The sequence below is a fragment of the Bacteroides sp. NSJ-39 genome, assembly GCF_014287315.1.
GTDB classification, from domain to species: domain Bacteria; phylum Bacteroidota; class Bacteroidia; order Bacteroidales; family Bacteroidaceae; genus Bacteroides; species Bacteroides finegoldii.
Map to the genome: position 1 here is coordinate 73,538 of NZ_JACOOB010000008.1, position 20,754 is coordinate 94,291.

Annotated in this window: 16 protein-coding genes; 3 read left to right on the plus strand and 13 right to left on the minus strand. The window is 45.2% G+C overall.

The features are described from left to right. Window positions 1-55: 55 nt before the first annotated feature. From secG to H8S63_RS11335, 13 genes are all read right to left on the minus strand, one after another. On the minus strand, window positions 56-451 hold the full coding sequence (gene secG, locus H8S63_RS11275; protein ID WP_007765299.1) for a preprotein translocase subunit SecG: 396 nt from the start codon (window positions 449-451) through the stop codon (window positions 56-58). A gap of 6 nt (window positions 452-457) precedes the next feature. Then, window positions 458-1,216, minus strand: a complete 759-nt coding sequence (locus tag H8S63_RS11280) for a tetratricopeptide repeat protein (RefSeq protein ID WP_186926824.1) — start codon at window positions 1,214-1,216, stop codon at window positions 458-460. 5 nt (window positions 1,217-1,221) lie between these two features. Beyond that, on the minus strand, window positions 1,222-1,749 hold the full coding sequence (gene lptE, locus H8S63_RS11285) for an LptE family protein (RefSeq protein ID WP_007758308.1): 528 nt from the start codon (window positions 1,747-1,749) through the stop codon (window positions 1,222-1,224). Further along, a complete protein-coding gene (locus H8S63_RS11290; protein WP_186926825.1) occupies window positions 1,736-2,965 on the minus strand; it encodes a sigma-54-dependent Fis family transcriptional regulator in 1,230 nt (409 codons plus the stop codon). Before H8S63_RS11290 ends, lptE begins: the two co-directional genes overlap by 14 nt. 7 nt (window positions 2,966-2,972) lie before the next feature. After that, window positions 2,973-4,067: a 4-hydroxythreonine-4-phosphate dehydrogenase PdxA gene (gene pdxA, locus H8S63_RS11295; RefSeq protein ID WP_007758311.1), complete on the minus strand. Its 1,095-nt coding sequence runs from the start codon at window positions 4,065-4,067 to the stop codon at window positions 2,973-2,975. A 4-nt stretch (window positions 4,068-4,071) separates the two neighbouring features. Next, window positions 4,072-5,112, minus strand: coding sequence for a DUF4837 family protein (locus H8S63_RS11300; RefSeq protein WP_007765287.1), 1,041 nt, complete (start codon window positions 5,110-5,112; stop codon window positions 4,072-4,074). An 18-nt stretch (window positions 5,113-5,130) separates the two neighbouring features. Continuing rightward, window positions 5,131-6,165, minus strand: coding sequence for a 23S rRNA (adenine(2503)-C(2))-methyltransferase RlmN (gene rlmN / locus H8S63_RS11305; RefSeq protein ID WP_186926826.1), 1,035 nt, complete (start codon window positions 6,163-6,165; stop codon window positions 5,131-5,133). Window positions 6,166-6,436: 271 nt separating this feature from the next. Further along, window positions 6,437-8,578, minus strand: a complete 2,142-nt coding sequence (locus H8S63_RS11310; protein WP_055279127.1) for a peptidylprolyl isomerase — start codon at window positions 8,576-8,578, stop codon at window positions 6,437-6,439. A gap of 119 nt (window positions 8,579-8,697) precedes the next feature. Beyond that, window positions 8,698-9,954, minus strand: a complete 1,257-nt coding sequence (locus tag H8S63_RS11315; protein WP_007758316.1) for a hemolysin family protein — start codon at window positions 9,952-9,954, stop codon at window positions 8,698-8,700. Window positions 9,955-9,957: 3 nt separating this feature from the next. Beyond that, a complete protein-coding gene (gene lptC / locus H8S63_RS11320; protein WP_007758317.1) occupies window positions 9,958-10,569 on the minus strand; it encodes an LPS export ABC transporter periplasmic protein LptC in 612 nt (203 codons plus the stop codon). A 43-nt stretch (window positions 10,570-10,612) separates the two neighbouring features. Next, window positions 10,613-11,935, minus strand: coding sequence for a hypothetical protein (locus tag H8S63_RS11325; RefSeq protein WP_186926827.1), 1,323 nt, complete (start codon window positions 11,933-11,935; stop codon window positions 10,613-10,615). Window positions 11,936-11,997: 62 nt separating this feature from the next. Further along, window positions 11,998-13,287: an outer membrane protein gene (locus tag H8S63_RS11330; protein WP_022275373.1), complete on the minus strand. Its 1,290-nt coding sequence runs from the start codon at window positions 13,285-13,287 to the stop codon at window positions 11,998-12,000. After that, complete coding sequence (locus tag H8S63_RS11335) at window positions 13,274-14,005, minus strand: type III pantothenate kinase (protein ID WP_186926828.1); 732 nt, start codon at window positions 14,003-14,005, stop codon at window positions 13,274-13,276. The genes H8S63_RS11330 and H8S63_RS11335 overlap by 14 nt, the downstream gene beginning before the upstream one ends. 457 nt (window positions 14,006-14,462) lie before the next feature. Here H8S63_RS11335 and H8S63_RS11340 point away from each other — a divergent pair, with 457 nt between their 5' ends. From H8S63_RS11340 to secA, 3 genes are all read left to right on the plus strand, one after another. Beyond that, a complete protein-coding gene (locus H8S63_RS11340) occupies window positions 14,463-15,635 on the plus strand; it encodes a DUF4105 domain-containing protein (RefSeq protein ID WP_186926880.1) in 1,173 nt (390 codons plus the stop codon). Then, window positions 15,635-17,209, plus strand: coding sequence for an alkaline phosphatase family protein (locus H8S63_RS11345; protein ID WP_186926829.1), 1,575 nt, complete (start codon window positions 15,635-15,637; stop codon window positions 17,207-17,209). Before H8S63_RS11340 ends, H8S63_RS11345 begins: the two co-directional genes overlap by 1 nt. A gap of 195 nt (window positions 17,210-17,404) precedes the next feature. After that, on the plus strand, window positions 17,405-20,725 hold the full coding sequence (gene secA, locus H8S63_RS11350; RefSeq protein ID WP_007758327.1) for a preprotein translocase subunit SecA: 3,321 nt from the start codon (window positions 17,405-17,407) through the stop codon (window positions 20,723-20,725). Window positions 20,726-20,754 lie beyond the last annotated feature (29 nt).

The following is a 20,754-nucleotide window of genomic DNA, read 5'->3' on the forward strand; positions in this document are numbered from 1 at the left end:
ATGCCAATGTACTGCGAAACGCCGAACGAAAACTGGCATAACGGCAAATTATTAATTATTCTGCTGCAGGAGCAGGAGTTTCAGTAGCTGGCGCCGGAGTCTCGGTAGCTGGCGCATCAGCAGCAGGAGCTTCTGTTTGCGGTGCAGCTGTACCTGCGGGCAAGTTATACGGGTTAGTCTGTTGTTCCTTCTGTGCCTGTTCCAACACTGCGTCTGTAGCAACAGCCGAACTAGGAACCACATAAGCGGTAGCAATGCTCATTACAACCATAAAGATAGCCAAACCCCATGTTGCTTTTTCAAGAAAATCTGTAGTCTTGCGCACGCCCATAATAGCGTTAGATGAAGAAAAACCGGAAGCAAGTCCGCCTCCTTTTGAGTTCTGAATCAGCACGATGAAGCACATCAACAGGGCTGCAATCACCATTAAGATAACGAATAATAAGTACATTTTTAGTTATTTTGAATTAGCGTTAATAATCAATTTCTCCAAAAATCTGATTTGGTCTGCAAAGTAAGCATTTTTTTTTGGATATTTCAAGCTTAATTTTTTAATTATTTCAAGAGCTTTTGAATATCGTTGCTGTTTAACATAGATTTTAGCCAAAGTTTCTGTAAAACAGCTATCATCCTCCTCTTCTTCCCCACTCACCGTATTCGATTCATCACTCATTGCATCCGATTCCTCCCGCAAAGGTTTTATATGCAACGGAGCGTCGCTTTCACTCTTTTCTATGAAATCATCAATCAGTTCAAATCCCTTTAGCTTAGGCGCTTCTTCCATCGATTCATCCGTTCCGGGAGTCTCCTCAAGCAGATAGGAAGTATAGTCCATCGAATAGTCGAAGCCGGTTTGGGCGGTCACTTCCTCCGGTGCCGTAGCCAGGAAAGCGTCAATCAAAGCCAATGTACGGTCTACCGAAGGCTCATCTTTCAGAACCTCAGTCAAAGGAACTCCTTTTTTCCGCGACTGAAGCTCGAAACGGCTGCCTTCAATCAGTTGAAACAACTTCCGTCGGTCGGCTATATAGAGAACGGCCTTTCGCAGTTCCCCGCCGAAACTGATATCATGGAGAATATACAGATTTTTGAGATACAACAGACGAAGCGACTGAAAATACGGATACCTCGCAAGCAGATTGCGCAACTCGTACAAAGTATCCCTATTCAGCGTCTCCGGATGCTGAATCCATTGTTGAAAGTTAACAGAAGTCATTTATATTACCAGTTTGCTACGGTTGCATTGAATATTTGGTCGGTGATCTCTTTTGACATTTCAGCTATCAGCCCGTCCTGCACGGCAGTCAGCAATTGGCTGGAGTCGTAGGTACGGAAAGCGGAGAACTGCTGTTCAAAGTCTTCGGCATGATTTGTGTTGTTGACAAAACGGACGTTCACCGTGATGGTCAGCTTCGTTTCCGAAGAATAACCATCGGCGGACACCGCCTGGTTATACTGATTATATCCCGTGATCTCACCGTCAATCTGCAAGTCCGCATTCTGATTCGGCTTCAGCAATTGCAGACGGGTCTGGCGGATAAATATATCTTTCAGGTCTTCATTGAACTTCGTCGCCAACGGGGCATACACATACTCCGACTTTATCGGGAAATCGGCAATGGAAATCGTCTTCACCTTATCATAGTTGATAGATGAGCCGTTAAACTTATAGGAAACAGTGCACGCGATGACCGCCAATGGCAAAACCGCCAGCAGCAGAGGGCGTGTTATCTTTTTAATCCAAATCATATTCTTTTATTTTTCTATAAAGTGTACGCTCGGAAATGTTCAAATCCTTAGCCGCACTCTTCCGTTTTCCATGATGTCTCTCAAGTGCTTTGCGTATCATTTCTTTTTCTACTTCATCCAGCGACAGGGACTCTTCCACATATTCTTCCGTGTCCTGAATATCGTCATCATCTTTGCAGACAGCCGGTTGCTGCACCGGATGAATAATGGCAGGAACCGAAGGTTGCGCCGTCACTACCGGAGTGGCAACCACCGCACTGACCGGGCTTACCTGTCCGGCACGTTCAGCCATCAGATTGTGCACCATCTTTTTCAGTTCCGCCACTTCCTGCCGCATATCGAACAGAACGGAATAAAGAATCTCCCGCTCGCTTTCAAAACCCTTGCTCTCACGTGTACCCAGCAATGCGGGAAGACGTTGTGTATTCTGCGCGGGAAGATAAGTCTGCAAGATGGCAGCGTTAATCTCCCTGTTAGTTTCAATAATCGAAATCTGCTCGGTGATATTCTTCAACTGGCGCACATTTCCCGGCCACGGATAGGCCAGCAATTCTTTCTTTGCGTCTTCCGTCAACTGAATGGCCGGCATTCTGTATTTCTCTGCAAAGTCGGCGGCAAACTTACGGAACAACAGAAGTACATCGTCTCCGCGTTCACGAAGAGGCGGTATCTGGATAGGCACGGTATTCAACCGATAGTACAGGTCTTCACGGAAACGTCCCTCCGCAATGGCTTGCGTAAGATTGACATTGGTAGCCGCCACAATACGCACATCTGTCTTTTGTACACGTGACGAACCGACTTTGATAAACTCACCGCTCTCCAGCACACGGAGCAGCCGCGCCTGAGTAGGCATGGGCAACTCCCCTACTTCATCAAGGAAGATTGTCCCTCCGTCGGCTTCTCCGAAATAACCTTTCCGCTCGCCGATCGCACCGGTAAACGCGCCTTTCTCATGTCCGAACAGTTCGGAATCAATTGTGCCTTCCGGAATCGCTCCACAGTTGACAGCGATATACTGTCCGTGCTTCCTCCGGCTATATTGATGAATAATCTGCGGGAAACTTTCTTTTCCGACACCACTTTCTCCGGTAATCAACACAGACAAATCGGTAGGAGCCACTTGAATAGCAATATCAATGGCGCGTGATAAAACTTCGGTATTACCAATAATACCGAAACGTTGTTTCACTTGTTGTAACTCCGCTCTTGTCATTACTCTTTTACTCTTCGTCTACTGTATCCAGTTTCAGTTTGTCACTATCATCCCGTTTCTCGTAATACTGTTTCCGCAACGGATTCGCACGGGCCGCTTTTTCCCGCTGACGATTGCGGAACACATCAATGGCAACATAGACTGCCTGACGGAAAGAGTCTTCACTCGCCAGCCCCTGCCCTGCAATGTCGTATGCCGTTCCGTGTGCCGGAGAAGTGCGAACCACCGGCAATCCAGCCGTATAGTTCACTCCGTCGTCCATTGCCAGTGCCTTGAACGGAGCCAATCCCTGATCATGGTACATCGCCAGAATACCATCGAAATGAGTATAATTGCCCGAACCCATAAAACCGTCGGCCGCATAAGGACCGTAGCACAGAATTCCTTTTTCTTCCATTTCCTTCATGGCAGGAATGATCACTTCCTGTTCTTCCATTCCCAGCAAACCACCGTCACCGGCATGAGGATTGAGCGACAGTACTGCAATGCGCGGAGCACCGATACCGAAATCCTGTTTCAGGCAACGATGAAATATCATCAGCTTCTCTTGAATCAATTCTTTGGTAATCGTTGTCGCAATCTCCCGGACAGGGATATGCGTTGTCACCAAAGCCACACGGAAATCATTCTTCATCAGAATCATCAATGACTTATTGCCATTGCCCAGCCGTTCCTCGATATACTCGGTATGTCCGGGAAATGAGAACTCTTCCGACTGAATGGTATGTTTATTGATCGGTGCCGTTACAATAACGTCAATCAGCCCCTCACGATATTCTTCGATGGCACGCTCCAATGCGCCCAATGCAGCTTTACCGGCTTCAGGATCCGGTTTGGAGAATTCCACTTTTACCTCATCATCGGTACAGTTCACTACACTCAGCCGGTTGTATCCCGCTTCGGAAGCACTGTTGATTATACTGAAATTAGCCTGAACATCCAATGCTTTCCGGTGATAGGCAGCCACTTTCGGCGATCCGTAAATAATCGGAGTGCACAACTCCAGCATAGTAGGATCCGAGAAAGTCTTTAAGATCACTTCATAACCTACCCCGTTTATATCTCCTTGGGTAATGCCGATTCTTATTTTGTTATCTTCCATGTTTTTATTTATTAGTTTGTTCCGCTTCCTTAGTTTCCTCTCCCAATGGAATCTGGTTCTGCTGAACTTCGTTCGGAAGTTTCAGCGTGTACAGAGAGGCTTCCATCTGGCGAACCAGGTTGCGTTTCATTTTATCAGGTGAATAGACAAATATTTCTGCTGTAATGATTCGTTGGTTCTTCTCGTCAAGACGGGTATGCGACACATACGGACCACCCATAAAGTCACCCTTCATGCGCCACAGCCCGCGCGCTTCCATCGTGTAGCTGTTCTGCACATTGATGGGGCGGACATCCGTCAGCAAGCTGTCGGTTGCCATATAAACGCCTTCCTTGAATCCGGGAATGTTGGCTTTCATCACAGAGTCACGTTTATGGACAAAATATTCTTTGGTAAACGTATCCTTATCTGTATAAGGATAAGAGTACATCACGAAGTTACGGTCGGCAGTACCGGTATTGGTAGAAGCCCAGAAGAAGTCTTCCCCTGTCTTTGAATTAGTCAGCTCGGCAGGCAGCCAGATATCGCAACCGAACAAGCTGTCCACCTTGTTTGAAATAAAGTTGCTGTGCTTCTTTTCGAGCGAAGTGATCTGGCGGTTCATTTCCGCACGGGTGAAGAAATTGATAATCGTCTGTCTGTTCTCCTTCACAAACTTCTCGAACTCTTCTTCGTTCGGAGCCTGGATAGTCAATATCATCTGCGGATTGGCATACACATCTTTCGCATATTTGAAAGAGGCCTTTGTATATATATCCTGTATATCTACAATAATAATGTTGCGTATCAACTTCAGCGTAGAGTCATAATCTTTGGGTGAAGTGTACATGATACGGAAAGAAGGTTCCGATTGCGGCAATCCGGGCATATCGGAATCGAGTGCATCATGCAAAGCTCTTCCTGCCGCACGATCCCAAACACCGTGGTCTACTACTACCAAAAGCTCGTATGCACGTCCACTAGAAGTGTGGTTTCCTTTCAGACCACAAGAAGCAAAGACAAAGGTTACCAAAGCAATGCTCAAATAAGAAAAGTACTTTTTCATGATGTTCGGTTTTATATATTAACTCTTATTATTTTCCTCCTGTTTCGCTGTTGACAACATACCGCAAGCTGCAAAGATATCTTCACCCCGCGAAGCACGGATCGTAGTGAAAAGCCCGTGCGATGTCAGGTAATCGCGGAAACGGGTCATCGTATCCATATCCGCTCCCTCAAGGTTTACACCCGGTATGGCATGAAAACGAATCAGATTGATTCTGCAATCCAATCCGCGAAGGAGCTTCAGCAACTCTTTGGCATATATCTGCGAATCATTGAGTCCTTTAAAAACAATATATTCAAATGAAAGTCGACGCTGTTTGCTAAAATCATAGTTTTTTAACAGTTCCACCATTTCGGTAATAGAGAACGCTTTTTCCGCCGGCATTAACTCGGAACGCTGGACCGCCACCGGAGAATGCAGGCTGATAGCCAAATGGCAATCGCTTTCTTCGATAAACCGCCGCAGTCCTTTCCGCAGTCCTACTGTAGAAAGAGTGATACGCTTCGGACTCCATGCGTAACCGTAAGAGGCGGTCAGCACTTCCAATGCCTTAAGTACTTCATCGAGGTTATCAAGCGGCTCGCCCATCCCCATCATCACTACGTTGGTCAGTTTGTCACGTTCCGGCAATGAATGGATCTGATTGATTATCTGATTGGCAGTCAGATTGGCGGTAAAGCCTTGTTTGCCGGTCATACAGAACTTACAGTTCATCTTGCAACCGACCTGTGAAGAGACACATAACGTCGCCCTGTCGTCATCCGGAATATAAACTGATTCAACAAAATGGTTATCGCCCACTCTGTACAGATACTTCACCGTGCCGTCCACAGAACGCATTTCATCCACAGGAGGGAATACTCCTACCTCATAGTTCTGTTTAAGTAACTCACGGTGTTTCAATGACAAATTAGTCATCTCATCAATCGAGGTCACCTTCTTTTCGTAAAGCCAGGACGCAATCTGCTTGGCAGCAAAACCGGGCATTCCCAGTCTTTTTGCCAATGCTTGAAGCTCTACGAGGGTCATTCCTAAAAGGGGATATTTAGACATTCTTCTTTCTGTTGATGGTTTATATCTGCAAATGTAAGGAAATAAAGTCGATTTCCGTATAGTGATAATGTAAAAGTTAACAAAATTCGCTTATTCACCACAGAGTGCACAGAGGACACAGAGAAAAAAATCAGGCATAAATTATACGTATTCTTCTGATACATATAATTTATGCCTGATTATATAATAACTTCGAGTTCTCTATGTTCTCTTCACATCTCTATATTCTTTTCACCCTCAGTGTCCTCCGCGTCCTCTGTGGCGAAATAAGTTAGAAGAACAGGAAGCGTGTATCCTTTACATTTGCTTTCAGATACAAGTCGTTCATCAGACGGCTGGCGAAGCGAGCGTGCATATTAGCCAACGTAGCTTCTTCCGTTTTCGCGTCAAATGTCTCGTTCAGTTTGTCCTTGCCGTAAACTTGCAATACAAATACTCCGGCATTACCTTTGATAGGTGTGCTCAACTTGTTCATTTCAGCAACAGAAGCATAGGCGCCTACCAACGGTTCACTGCTGCGCAATGCGGAAACATAAGCAGGAGCGGCGAAGGTAACCATCTTCAAAGAATCGCTTACAGCGTTAGTCATAGACTTGTATTGGTCGAATGAAGTGGCATTTGCCGATTTCATATCCGCCATAATCTTTTCAGCCTTCTTGTCTTTTACGATTTCAGCTCTCAACTGATCCTGTACAGACTTCAAAGAGCGGTATCCTTCCGGTTTGATGCTCACCAAGCCTACAACCATCATGTGATCGCTTTCGCCACATTCGTACAGGCCGGAAACTTCACCCGGTTCAGCTTTATCAAATGCCCATCTCAAAGCTTCTTTAGTACCTCTCACGCCACCGATACCGTGTTCAGAGCTGTTCAAATCTGCTCTGTCAAGCAATCTGTATCCGGCTTCTTCAGCGTTAGCCACCATCTTCTCAACACTGGGATTGGCTGCGATAAACTGGCTGAAATCATTGTAAGCACGATTGTAAGTTTCTTTACTGAACTCTACTTCACGCTTGACAACAGCTACTTTATATTTGTCTTTTACAGCTTTCTTGTTGGTTACTTGCAGAATTACGTTTGCTTGTCCCATCGGTAAGTTCACCAATTCGTTCACACCTGTATTGTTGATGGCAGAGATGAATTTCAGGTTATCACCGTCGATCTGCGCACCTTCGTACTGAGCGGCAGTTAACCAATTAGAATCACCGGTCTGACCGTATTTTTTAGCCAGCTCCACGAAGTTGGCGCCACCTTTAATCGCATTGTAGATACTGTCTGCCAATGTCTTTGTTTTCAACGCGTCTTCCACGTATACCTGAATCTGGCGGAATTCGACAGAGTCGGCAACGGCAGCCTTAGCAACAATCTTGAAAGAGTTGATTGTGTTATCGGCACCATTGTAGTAAGGACCGTATACCGCACCTACGGAAGCAGAGTCCAAACGTGCCACTACATCCGACGGGAAAGCAGTCTTGTTATAGAACAAGTCTACGTACGGAGCATCCGAACCTACCGAGCGGATAAAAGAAGTGTAATCGTCTGTTGTAGTAGCCAACTGAGCAGTTGCCTCGTCCACTTCTTTCTGGATAGCAGCTCTGTCCTCAGGGCTTGCAGTCACCTGTACATCGATGTACTTGATGTCACGAGTTTCCTGATATTGCTTGAATTGTTCTTTCTTCTTGTTATACAGTTCTTTCAGTTCCGATTCTTTCACAACGATTGTAGAATCTACTACTGAAGAGTAAGGAATGCCTGCCAGCAACACATTGTATTGATTCACTCTTGCGTCGAAAGCGTCCTGAGCCTCTACCGGGTTAGAAAGAAGAGCTTTAGCGACCAAAGCCTGGTATTTTTCAGCCAAACGGCTTTGAATCAAAGTTTTCTGAATAAACGACCAGTATTTATACATATTATTGTATTGTTCGGCATACTGTGCCGGCATCTGTGATTCGTTCATCTTAGCATATTCAACAAGGAACTTATTCAACATATCCTTATCGAAGTTGCCTGTTTGCGGATTTTGGAAAGGAGTCTGTCTCAGCAGAGGATGCACACCAGCTTTCAGAATATCCTGAATTTCAGCAGTGGAGACAGTGAGCCCCAAAGCTTTTGCTTCCTTTTCGATCAGTTTATTGTTTACGTATGAACGCCATACTTCATCACGCACCTGGTTGGTTTGTTCATCGTTCAAGGCGTTCACTCCACGCATGAGTTTCACCACTTCGGTATATTCTTCCACCAAATTCTGATACTCCTGAGCGGAAAGAGCGTCTCCGTTCACCTCACCTACGTCATGCGCCTGATGCGGCTGCATCACTTTCCATGCGTCACCCGCAATGAAAGCAAACAGCGCCAAGCCGATAACAATCACCAATAGAGGTCCTTTCGACCTAATGTTTTGTAACGTTGCCATTTTGATTAATACGATTTATGTTTATTATTATTTCTTTCTTTTGTCGTTTTAGCGCACGAAGATACAAAAAATGCTAATATGCTTCTATTTATTAGCTAAAAATTTCTTGATTATCGTCATTATTCCAAGACTTTTAAACGAACAAGTTCGATTTTCGTCGCCGTCACCTTGATTATCTTGAATTGATAACGTCCGATCTGAATCACTTCATGTAATTTCGGGAAGCTCTGATATTGGCTCAGGATCAACCCTCCTACCGTCAGATAATCATCCGATTCGGGCAGGTCGAGTCCGAACGTCTCATTCACCTTCTCTATTTCCAGACGGGCGGCCAGCACATACTCATGTTCGTCTATCTGCTTGCAGATATAGGAGGTATTATCGTGCTCGTCCTCTATATCACCGAAAATCTCTTCCACCAGGTCTTCCAAGGACACAATGCCGGACGTGCCGCCAAATTCGTCTACCACTACGGCAATCGTCTTCTTCTGCTGCATAAACAGCTTCATCAGCTTATGTGCCGACATTGTTTCAGGCACAATCGGCACTTGCTTCACATTGTCGTGCCAGTCTTTCGGGGCACGAAACATTTCCGAAGAATGGATATAACCGACTACATTGTCGATATTCCCGTCGTATACGATTATCTTAGAGATACCGGACTCTATGAAACGGTTTTTCAGTTCGTCCAACGAGGTTGTCAGATCGACAGCTACCACCTCCGTACGCGGAACAATGCAGTCGCGTATTTTTATATTCGAGAAATCAAGCGCGTTCTGAAATATTTTTACTTCCGTATCCAACTCTTCTTCATTCTCGGCATTGTCGATACTACTCTGTACAAAGTAATCCAGATCGACTTTTCCGAATGCGATATCAGACGCTTCCTTATTCACCTTCATGCCAAAAATGCGAAGGAACAAACAAGACAGTCCGGAGGATAATTTGGAGACGGGATACAAAATAATGTAACAGACAATAAGCGGAACGGCAAAAACGTTCAGTACCAGATTGGGATTGATCTTGAACAATGTTTTCGGCAAAAACTCTCCGGTTACCAGGATGATTAAGGTAGAGATAACGGTCTGCGCCAGTACCATAAGGAAGTGATTTTCTATGAATCCCGACAATAAATTGTCTCCGATAATCTGTGCCATCAGAATACCGTAGATAACCAAGGCTATATTGTTGCCCACCAGCATAGTGGAGATAAACTCATTCGGATTCTTGAAAAAGACAGACAGGATGCGGGAAGTGACTCCCCCTTTGCGTTCCATTTCAAAGCGCAGTTTGTCTACCGAGACAAAAGCTATCTCCATTCCCGAAAAGAAGGCGGAGAAAACCATAGTGATAATTAGAGAGATATAAATATTCATAGCTTATTTCACAGAATCTTTTTTCACGGAATCCGGCAAGGCTTTCAGTTCCGGCTGCGTGGTGCCCGCTTCATCATCCACATAAAAAATACCCTCTATATTGTGAATGGTGTAAACTGTCATTTGCTGGTTGGAGTCGAAGCCATGTCCGGTGATAGTACGGTCCGGCTGCTGAATACGTATAAACTTGTCAGAATACACCTTCTGGGTAGCTTCGTTCCAATATAACAATTCCGTATTGAAACGTTCGCCTTTCCGGTTCTGTATATCTACGTTCCCTATCAGCTTCCAAAGCCTTTCTTTGTCATAGTAGTAGGCAGTATCCGCTTTGATACTGGCTTCTATATGAAAGATAGAGTCAAACTGTTCCAGATATACTCCTTTTTCAAATGCCCAATAAGAAGGTTTCTTTCGGTCGAACACCTGCCACTCTTCCGTATTCACTCTATAACGTGTCACTCCGGAATCGGATATAAGGGTAGTGACCCCTAGCGTACTCATCATCGGAAGAGAATCCCGTTCAGTGATAGCTTCACCTATCGCTTTCGACTTGCCGCCACAGGAAGGAAATAAAAGAAGCATAACAATTGTCCCCAGGACAATTGTTATGCTCATGCTTTTATGCAATAAACGTTTTCTTCGTTTTCGCAACATACATTTATCTAATCGTTGTAGTCTCTCCGATCCAACCGCCGATAGTGATGCGGTCACCGGCTTTATAACCTAACATGAAAAGGTCTTTAGCCTGCGGAGTATGAGCAGAATATCTGCCAATCAACTTGTTCGCTTCTTCAGCCACACTAGGATCTACCGCCTTTGCACGTTGCAGTTTGTCAATCACTGCAAAATAAGTACACTTGTTCAGAGCGGATTCATCGCTCCAGTTAGGACTCATCGCATAAAGGTTAGCTATCAGAATGTAAGGAGCACCATAATTTTCGTTGAAGCTGATGGCCTTCTGGCAATAAGATCTAGCCTGAGACAGTTTCTTGGCGGAAGCCAATACCGCTGCTGCCGCATACGCCTTTTCTGCTTTCTTCAAATTGTCAGTCTCCAAGTTCACTGCTTCGTCAAAGAACTTCACAGCACTGTCGATATCACCTTTCTTGAATGCCTGATATGCACATCCTGTGGCAGCTTCGGCAGTAGGTTCCATTTTATAAGCATAGAATGATGCCTGCAAATATGCTTCACTTTCAGTACATTTCATCATTTTCATAATATCAATGACTTTCTTCAAGTATGCCAGATCCGTTTGATTAGCTTCCACCTTCGGTCCGTAAATACCTTGCAATGATTCACAATCGGCAGTTCCGCTATTAACGAACAAAGCGACCAAGTTATCTTTGATACCCATATAGGCTTTCTTCTTTGATTCCTTAGTCTCGGCAGCAATAGCTGCATCTGCATACTCGGAAGCAGCCAGATAATCCTGAATGAATTGTTCCTTATGAGTAGGATCCGCTTTTAACTTATCCAATGACATCTGCAAGAAATAGAACAAAGTAGCGGCAGCCGACTCACCTTTCACAGCGTTGACAGACTGGCCCAACCACTGATAAGCCTGATTAACGTCCAACTTCGGAGCAAAAGCGATATAATCTACAGCCTTGATACCCAATGCTTCTTCAGGAGAAGAGACCTTTACTCCCTTAGCCAAGAAGTCAGGCGTATATTTGATACGCAAATCGTGCGTATTCATCAGTTCATTAAAATATTTCTGATAATCCGGATTGTTTCTGTCTTTGATTTGCCCCATCAAACCTTTCAGAATTTTATATCCGTCCGTAAAAGTATAGAAACGAAGCGTCGGGCAATTTTCCAACACAGCTTTCCATGGAGTATACGCATCTTTAAAGTTACCTGCACGCACAGCTTCATGCGAGATACTACTGTTTGAATTACAGTTCGCATCCTGTGCTACCACAGTAGTCGCCCCTGCTGAAAGGAACAACATAGCCACAAGCGTTTTAATCTTCATTGTATTTAATTTTTAGTTGTTATTATAAAGTCGTCTATTCTCTCTCACTTTGTTGCAACTAATTATTCTACCCGGCGCTTGAAGAACCAACGTTCGTTGAACGTCAATCCAATGCTCACACGGAAGATGTTTTCATTCACCATATTCGTTTCCAATCCTTTGACGCGGACAAACTGCCCACTTATACTGAGAATGGAACGCGAACGAGGAACAGGCAAACCGAAACCGGCAGTCACGCCATATTCGCGGGAAGCCTTTTCACCGTTGATTTTATAATACGGAGTCGTATAATAAGCTCCCAAACGATATTTAATATGGGCAAGATAAGAGCGTCCTATCAAATTAGGAATGTACTCCGCACCCATTGATATTTTATGACGGTCACAGTAAGTATATGTTTCATGCATATCATTGTCCACATCATCACCCTTATAGTTTACATCAGCCCATTTCTGAAGACTATAATCAACACCTACCGTCAAATGCCTATTATAATTGTAAGTAACTCCCACACCAAAAGAATTAGGCAATCCCAATGTTGCATCCAACTCATTGCTAACCGTTGTACTAGCCTGCGTGGTTACCGTTACATCGTTATTCAAATTATGCTTCGGCGAATAAACCGCACCGATTGTCACCGAATGTTTTTTGCCAAAGTCCTGCGTATACTGTGCGCCAAAATCCAACTTATAATCAGAAACAGACACAGCATTCTGTCTCACAAATGAATAAGAAGAAGATGTATTCGGATAAAGCATTGTCAATGAACGAGTGATATCTCCCCAAAAATAAGAAACATTGACTCCCAAAGACAAATTCTTTAAAACCTTCACTCCTACTCCCGCATACAACTGGTGCAACCCGCCATCTCCGGCAAGAGTCTTTGTATAGTCCGGCGTCGCGTCATTGGCGCCAGGTGTTGTTTCCGCAGTACCGCTATGACTTTCCGACACATTATATCCGACACTTGAGAAAGGCAATAGCCCCACACTCATTGCTATTCTAGGATGCAAGCGGAATTGCATTGCCAGATAGTCAAAACTAGAGTTCTTAGCGTTCAGCTTCACACCGCCGTTATTGACATTCATATTTTGCAGACTGACACCTCCTTCGAAAATGAAAGTCAGAGAGTCAATGGCTGTATACGAAGCAGGATTCAATGGATTGATCTGCGCTCCATCACGGAGTCCAAAAGCAATTCCTCCCATCGCCTTGCTATTTCCGAAACTTTGATCGGACAAATCGCCATAGCCATATCGTGTATAAGGAGAGTTTGTATTATTTTGAGCAATTGCCATTCCGGTAACCATCGTGAGCAAAAGCGCACATAGTGTGTGTTTAAATCCTACCATTATTATAGTTTAAAATTCTATTTAATCCTTTCAACACTAAAAATCTATCTGCAAAGATGATACTTTTTACGCTGCTATCAAAAGAAAATTCATCTCCACCCGTTAAAAAAACCAAAAGTTCAGGATATTTATGCTTCATAGACTCAATATAACCTGAAATTTCGTATTCCATCCCTTTTAAGACTCCGGCACGTATAGCCGTTTCAGTATCCCGTCCCATCGGGAGTTTGCGCCCGTTGGTATCCACCAGAGGCAAACGTCCGGTGAACTGCTGGAGCGCTTTGAAACGCATTTGCATACCGGGAGAAATATTACCGCCATGATACTGACCTTTCGAGTCAATGAACTCATAAGTAATACAAGTCCCTGCGTCAATGACTAATATATTTCTATGCGGGAACTGTTCATTCGCACCTACCACAGCAGCCATACGGTCGTATCCCAATGTTTCAGGAGTCTCGTACAAGTTGACCACCGGCAGAGGTGTCTCATGATTCAACCAGAGTAAAGGAAACGGCAAAGCAGCCAGATCCGCCAACACCCGTTCGTTCAAATCAATGACAGTAGCCACAATCCCCTGATTCACCGGATATTTGGCGCAAAGTGTTTTCAAGCAATCCAATGACTGATTGGATTCTGTGAGCACTTCCACCATCTCCCCGTCATTGAAGAGAGCGACTTTCGCCATCGTATTTCCTATGTCGATAATTAAATTCAATGCGTTTTTTATCTTTAGCGGGCGCAAAGGTATAGTAAAAAAAGAAAAGATGAAGCATACGAAAAGAATTATCTTATCAAAAACGTTGCAAACCATTGAAATATAAGTGATTTCACCATACTTGTATACTTGAAAGCTTTATAGATTTTCATACATTTGACAAGTTCCGATTAGCTATAATGAAAGCAAAATTAGCTATAAAGAGATGACCACTGTGCAGCACAGGGTATCTTGAGGGTAAAAGCCTATGATTTTCTTTATGTAATAACGTACACGGACGCAGGCGCGAGAGAACACGCTTTTTTTCTAATAAATATAATAATATAGAGAAAACAATAAGTAGTATACATCGATTCTTCGTATATTCGCCGCCGAATAAAAAGAATTTCCCCAAAAGAAACGTCCGATGAAACGATTTAATGACTTTTTCCGCTGTATGTCGCCGCTTGTGCTATTCATGTTGTTCTTTTCCACCACTGATGTGTCCGCAATGAAAAGCAACGGTCCGGCCGCAGACGGTCATGACTCCATCCGTATCAGCCTGCTGACCTGTGCTCCCGGCGAGGAGATTTATTCTCTGTTCGGACATACAGCCATCCGTTACGAAAATCCTTCACAAGGGATTGACGTAGTTTTCAACTACGGTCTGTTCAGCTTCAACACCCCCAACTTCATACTTCGCTTCTCTCTCGGAGAGACAGATTATCAACTAGGCGCAACCGATTATGCCCATTTTGCGGCAGAATACGCATTCTTCGGACGTAGCGTATGGCAACAGACTCTGAACCTGACCGAAAGAGAAAAGGCCGAATTAATCCGTCTGCTACAAGAGAATTATCGGCCCGAGAACCGGGTGTATCGTTATAATTTTTTTTACGACAATTGCGCCACCCGCCCCCGCGACAAGATAGAAGAAAGTATTGCCGGAAAAGTGATTTATCCCGCAAAACCGCAGGACGGCTCACGGTCTTTCCGCGACATCGTGCATCAATATTGCAAAGGTCATCCGTGGGCACGCTTCGGCATTGACTTATGTATCGGAAGCGAAGCAGACCGTCCTATCACACAGCGACAGATGATGTTTGCCCCATTTTATCTGATGGATGCTTTTGCCGGAGCGCAAATTGAGAATGACTCCATTCAGCGACCGCTTGCGGAAGCCGCCCGACTGATTGTAGACGCCACTCCCGGGACGGATGAAAGCGGCTGGATATTCACTCCGTTACAATGCGCCCTGCTTTTATTTATATTGACAGTCGGCGCTACCATCTACGGTATCCGTCGAAGAACCGGACTATGGGGAGTAGACCTCTTCCTTTTCAGCGCGGCAGGTATCGTAGGTTGTGTTCTTGCCTTTCTGGCTTTCTTTTCCGAACACCCGGCCGTCAGTTCCAATTTCTTATTGTTCGTGTTTCATCCCGGACAACTTCTCTTCCTTCCCTACATCATTTATTGTGACCGAAAAGGAAAGAAATGTTGGTATCTGACCTTGAATTTGATCGTTTTAACACTTTTTATAGTGCTTTTTCCGCTAATTCCACAAAGATTTGACTTAGCTGTTGTACCTTTGGCACTCAGTTTGCTGGTACGTTCAGTGAGCAACTTAATTGTGACATCTAAAAAGAAATAATGAAAGGATTACTGACTTCCCTTATCACCGTACTTACCTTCACCGGGCTACAAGCCCAGTCGTTGCCTGCCGCACCCAAGCTCGTGGTGGGACTAACGATTGACCAACTGCGTACGGACTACTTGGAAGCATTCTCATCACTTTACGGAGAGAAAGGTTTCAAACGCCTTTGGAAAGAGGGAAGAGTGTTCTATAATGCCGAATATACTTTCAGCGGTGTAGACCGCTCGTCTGCCATAGCCGCCATTTACAGCGGAACGACTCCCTCCATGAACGGAATCATCTCCAAGCGATGGATGGACGCGGCTACCCTACGTCCTGTCAACAGCACAGACGACACGGCTTTCATGGGGTACTATACCGACCAGACGTGTTCTCCTTCCAAATTATTGACTTCCACCATTGCCGATGAGCTCAAAATAGCGACTCAAGGCAAGGGGCTTGTATATGCCATCGCCCCCAAATGTGACGCGGCGATTCTTGCCGCCGGACATGCCGGGAACGGTGCTTTCTGGCTCAATCCCAACACGGGAAAATGGAGCGGAACAACTTATTACGGAGAATTTCCTTGGTGGGCAAGTCAGTACAACGACCGCCAAGCCGTCGATTTCCGTATTGCGAATATCGTATGGGAACCGGTATTTCCTCGCGGGATGTACACATTCTTGCCAGATTGGCGGGATATGGTTTTCAAATATAAATTTGATGACGACCGCAACAACAAGTACCGCCGTTTCATCACCAGCCCTTTCGTGAACGATGAAGTGAATGCGCTTGCCGAAGAAGCATTGAACAAGAGTTCAATCGGCATGGACGACATTACTGACTTATTGGCACTGACTTATTATGCCGGCAACTACGCACATAAATCCGTACAGGAATGTGCAATGGAAATGCAGGATACCTACGTGCGCATTGACCGTAGTATTGCCAACCTGCTCGAACTGCTCGATAGGAAAGTGGGCTTGCAGAACGTGCTCATCTTCGTCACTTCCACCGGATATACAGACAGCGAATCGTCTGATTCGGGATTATACAAAATTCCCGGAGGAGAGTTCTACCTCAACCGTTGCGCCGCTTTGCTGAATATGTATCTGATGGCTACGTACGGAGAAGGAAAGTATGTGGAAACTTATCACAACCAACAGATTTATCTGAATCATAAGTTGCTGGAACAAAAGCAACTCAATCTGACGGAAGTACAAGAGAAGTCCGCCGAATTCCTGATGCAATTCAGTGGAGTGAATGAGGCATATTCCGCCAACAGGCTTCTGTTGGGTTCGTGGACTCCGGAAATCCACAAAATACGTAACGGATATCATCGTAAACGCTCGGGGGATCTGGTAATCGATGTTCTTCCCGGATGGTCAATCGTTGACGAGAACAGCCACGAGAACAAGGTGGTACGCCATTCGTTCATCCCCTCACCGCTGATTTTCATCGGTCACTCGGTGAAACCGGCTATCATACAGACTCCTGTAACCATTGAACATATTGCGCCTACACTGGCTCATTTCATGCGTATCCGGGCTCCCAATGCCTGCAGCTCCGCCCCTATTACCGACTTGCGGTAAAAGTTTACTCATAAAAACAGGGTGCAAAACATAAATAAATCAGCATTTTAATGTAACTTTGCAGGGATTATCCACCATGGATCCCACAGATTCACTCAGATTGAAAAGAAAAATCTGTGTCCTGTATAAAAGATCCGTGAGAATCTGTGAAATCCGTGGTGCAAAAAAGATAAATAATAAACTAAATAATAGAACATGGGATTTAATGAATTTTTAAGCTCGATTTTCGGAAACAAATCCACACGAGACATGAAAGAAATCAAGCCCTGGGTGGAGAAGATTAAAGCTGCCTACCCGGAGGTTGAGAAACTGGATAACGACGCACTCCGCGCAAAAACGGAAGAACTCAAAAAATATATCCGCGAATCAGCAACTGCCGAACGTGCGAAAGTGGAAGAACTGAAAGCGAGTATCGAAAGCCTTGAACTGGAAGACCGCGAAGAAGTATTTGCGCAAATAGACAAGATAGAAAAAGAAATTCTGGAGAAATATGAAAAAGCATTGGACGAAGTATTGCCCGTTGCTTTCTCCATCGTTAAGGCAACTGCCAAACGTTTTGCCGAAAATGAAGAAATTGTAGTGACTGCCACGGAATTCGACCGCCAGCTCGCTACAACAAAGGATTTTGTACGCATCGAGGGAGACAAAGCCATTTATCAGAATCACTGGATAGCCGGTGGTAACGACACGGTGTGGAACATGGTTCACTACGACGTACAGTTGTTTGGTGGTGTCGTTCTCCATAAAGGCAAGATTGCGGAAATGGCAACCGGTGAAGGTAAGACATTGGTAGCTACCCTCCCGGTATTCCTGAACGCATTGACCGGAAACGGTGTTCATGTGGTAACCGTGAACGACTATTTGGCAAAACGTGACTCCGAATGGATGGGGCCTCTCTATATGTTCCACGGTCTGAGTGTGGATTGTATCGATCGCCATCAACCGAACTCCGACGCACGTCGTCAGGCATATCTGGCCGATATCACTTTCGGAACGAACAACGAATTCGGTTTCGATTACCTGCGTGACAATATGGCTATCAGTCCGAAAGACCTTGTACAACGTCAGCACAACTACGCGATTGTCGATGAGGTTGACTCCGTATTGATTGACGACGCACGTACTCCGTTGATTATTTCCGGTCCTGTGCCGAAAGGCGATGACCAATTATTCGAACAACTCCGTCCGTTGGTTGAACGTCTGGTAGAAGCGCAGAAGATATTGGCTACCAAATATTTGTCTGAGGCCAAGAAGCTGATCGCAACCGGTGACAAGAAAGATATGGAAGAGGGATTCCTCGCTTTGTACCGGAGTCATAAAGCATTGCCTAAAAATAAAGCGTTGATTAAGTTCTTGAGTGAGCAAGGCATCAAGGCCGGTATGCTCAAGACAGAGGAAATTTATATGGAGCAGAACAACAAGCGTATGCATGAGGTGACTGATCCGTTGTATTTCGTCATCGACGAGAAGCTGAACAGCGTAGATTTGACAGACAAAGGTGTAGACCTGATTACCGGCAACTCAGAAGACCCGACCTTGTTCGTACTCCCCGATATCGCCGGACAACTCTCGGAACTGGAGAATGTGCCGGACCTGACTAACGAGGAAAAACTTCAGAAGAAGGACGAACTACTGACTAACTACGCCATTAAATCGGAACGCGTACATACGATCAACCAATTATTGAAGGCGTACACCATGTTCGAGAAAGATGACGAGTATGTGGTTATCGACGGACAAGTGAAGATTGTAGACGAACAGACCGGACGTATCATGGAAGGTCGCCGCTATTCTGACGGACTGCATCAGGCTATCGAAGCAAAGGAACGCGTGAAAGTGGAAGCTGCTACGCAGACTTTCGCCACGATTACTTTGCAGAACTACTTCCGTATGTATCACAAGCTGTCCGGTATGACCGGTACTGCCGAGACGGAAGCAGGCGAACTTTGGGACATTTATAAATTGGATGTTGTGGTAATCCCGACCAACCGTCCGATTGCCCGCAAAGACATGAACGACCGCGTTTACAAGACTAAGCGTGAAAAATATAAAGCCGTGATCGAGGAAATCGAACAATTGGTTCAGGCAGGACGTCCGGTGTTGGTAGGTACCACTTCGGTAGAAATCTCCGAAATGCTGAGTAAAATGCTGACCATGCGTAAGATTGAACATAATGTATTGAATGCGAAGTTGCACCAGAAAGAAGCCGAAATCGTAGCGAAAGCCGGTTTGAGTTGCGCGGTAACGATTGCAACCAACATGGCAGGTCGTGGTACGGATATCAAACTAAGTCCGGAGGTAAAGGCTGCGGGCGGTTTGGCGATTATCGGTACAGAACGTCATGAGTCCCGCCGTGTAGACCGCCAGTTGCGTGGTCGTGCAGGACGTCAGGGTGACCCGGGTTCTTCTGTATTCTTCGTATCACTGGAAGATGACTTGATGCGTCTGTTCTCTTCCGACCGTATCGCAAGCGTAATGGATAGACTCGGTTTCCAGGAAGGCGAAATGATTGAGCATAAAATGATTTCCAACTCTATCGAACGCGCCCAGAAGAAGGTAGAAGAAAACAACTTCGGTATCCGTAAGCGTCTGTTGGAATACGACGACGTTATGAACAAGCAACGTACGGTTGTCTACACGAAACGCCGCCATGCGCTGATGGGTGAACGTATCGGTATGGATATCGTAAATATGATTTGGGATCGTTGCGCGAATGCCATCGAAAATAATGACTACGAGGGTTGTCAGATGGAACTGCTCCAAACGTTGGCTATGGAAACTCCGTTCACAGAGGAAGAGTTCCGCAACGAGAAGAAAGAGAAATTAGCCGACAAGACTTTCAACATTGCGATGGAGAATTTCAAACGCAAGACCGAACGTCTGGCCCAAATCGCTAATCCGGTTATCAAACAAGTATATGAGAATCAAGGACATATGTATGAAAACATTCTGATTCCTATTACGGACGGCAAACGTATGTACAACATCTCTTGTAACCTGAAAGCGGCTTACGAATCGGAATCGAAAGAGGTGGTGAAATCATTCGAGAAATCAATCCTGCTCCACGTGATCGATGAAGCATGGAAAGAGAATTTGCGTGAACTGGACGAACTGAAACATTCGGTACAGAACGCCAGCTACGAACAAAAAGACCCGTTATTGATTTACAAGCTGGAATCCGTAACGCTGTTTGACGCAATGGTGAACAAAATCAACAACCAGACTGTGTCTATCCTGATGCGTGGACAAATTCCTGTACAGGAAGCTCCGGACGAACCGTCCGCACGCCGAGTAGAAGTACGTCAGGCTGCTCCGGAACAACGTCAGGACATGAGCAAGTATCGTGAGAACAAACAGGATTTGAACGATCCGAACCAACAGGCTGCCGCCAACCAGGATACCCGCGAACAGCAGAAACGCGAACCGATTCGCGCCGAGAAAACGGTAGGGCGCAACGATCCTTGTCCATGCGGAAGCGGTAAGAAGTACAAGAACTGTCACGGAAGAAATCTTTGATCAATGAGGTAAGGAGCAGACGACAGAAT

Excerpts from the sequence above, each read along its gene's own strand:
- secG (WP_007765299.1), bottom strand. The coding sequence starts at position 451 with ATGTACTTATTATTCGTTATCTTAATGGTGATTGCAGCCCTGTTGATG.
- H8S63_RS11280 (WP_186926824.1), bottom strand. The coding sequence starts at position 1,216 with ATGACTTCTGTTAACTTTCAACAATGGATTCAGCATCCGGAGACGCTG.
- lptE (WP_007758308.1), bottom strand. The coding sequence starts at position 1,749 with ATGATTTGGATTAAAAAGATAACACGCCCTCTGCTGCTGGCGGTTTTG.
- H8S63_RS11290 (WP_186926825.1), bottom strand. The coding sequence starts at position 2,965 with ATGACAAGAGCGGAGTTACAACAAGTGAAACAACGTTTCGGTATTATT.
- pdxA (WP_007758311.1), bottom strand. The coding sequence starts at position 4,067 with ATGGAAGATAACAAAATAAGAATCGGCATTACCCAAGGAGATATAAAC.
- H8S63_RS11300 (WP_007765287.1), bottom strand. The coding sequence starts at position 5,112 with ATGAAAAAGTACTTTTCTTATTTGAGCATTGCTTTGGTAACCTTTGTC.
- rlmN (WP_186926826.1), bottom strand. The coding sequence starts at position 6,165 with ATGTCTAAATATCCCCTTTTAGGAATGACCCTCGTAGAGCTTCAAGCA.
- H8S63_RS11310 (WP_055279127.1), bottom strand. The coding sequence starts at position 8,578 with ATGGCAACGTTACAAAACATTAGGTCGAAAGGACCTCTATTGGTGATT.
- H8S63_RS11315 (WP_007758316.1), bottom strand. The coding sequence starts at position 9,954 with ATGAATATTTATATCTCTCTAATTATCACTATGGTTTTCTCCGCCTTC.
- lptC (WP_007758317.1), bottom strand. The coding sequence starts at position 10,569 with ATGAGCATAACAATTGTCCTGGGGACAATTGTTATGCTTCTTTTATTT.
- H8S63_RS11325 (WP_186926827.1), bottom strand. The coding sequence starts at position 11,935 with ATGAAGATTAAAACGCTTGTGGCTATGTTGTTCCTTTCAGCAGGGGCG.
- H8S63_RS11330 (WP_022275373.1), bottom strand. The coding sequence starts at position 13,287 with ATGGTAGGATTTAAACACACACTATGTGCGCTTTTGCTCACGATGGTT.
- H8S63_RS11340 (WP_186926880.1), top strand. The coding sequence starts at position 14,463 with ATGTTGTTCTTTTCCACCACTGATGTGTCCGCAATGAAAAGCAACGGT.
- H8S63_RS11345 (WP_186926829.1), top strand. The coding sequence starts at position 15,635 with ATGAAAGGATTACTGACTTCCCTTATCACCGTACTTACCTTCACCGGG.
- secA (WP_007758327.1), top strand. The coding sequence starts at position 17,405 with ATGGGATTTAATGAATTTTTAAGCTCGATTTTCGGAAACAAATCCACA.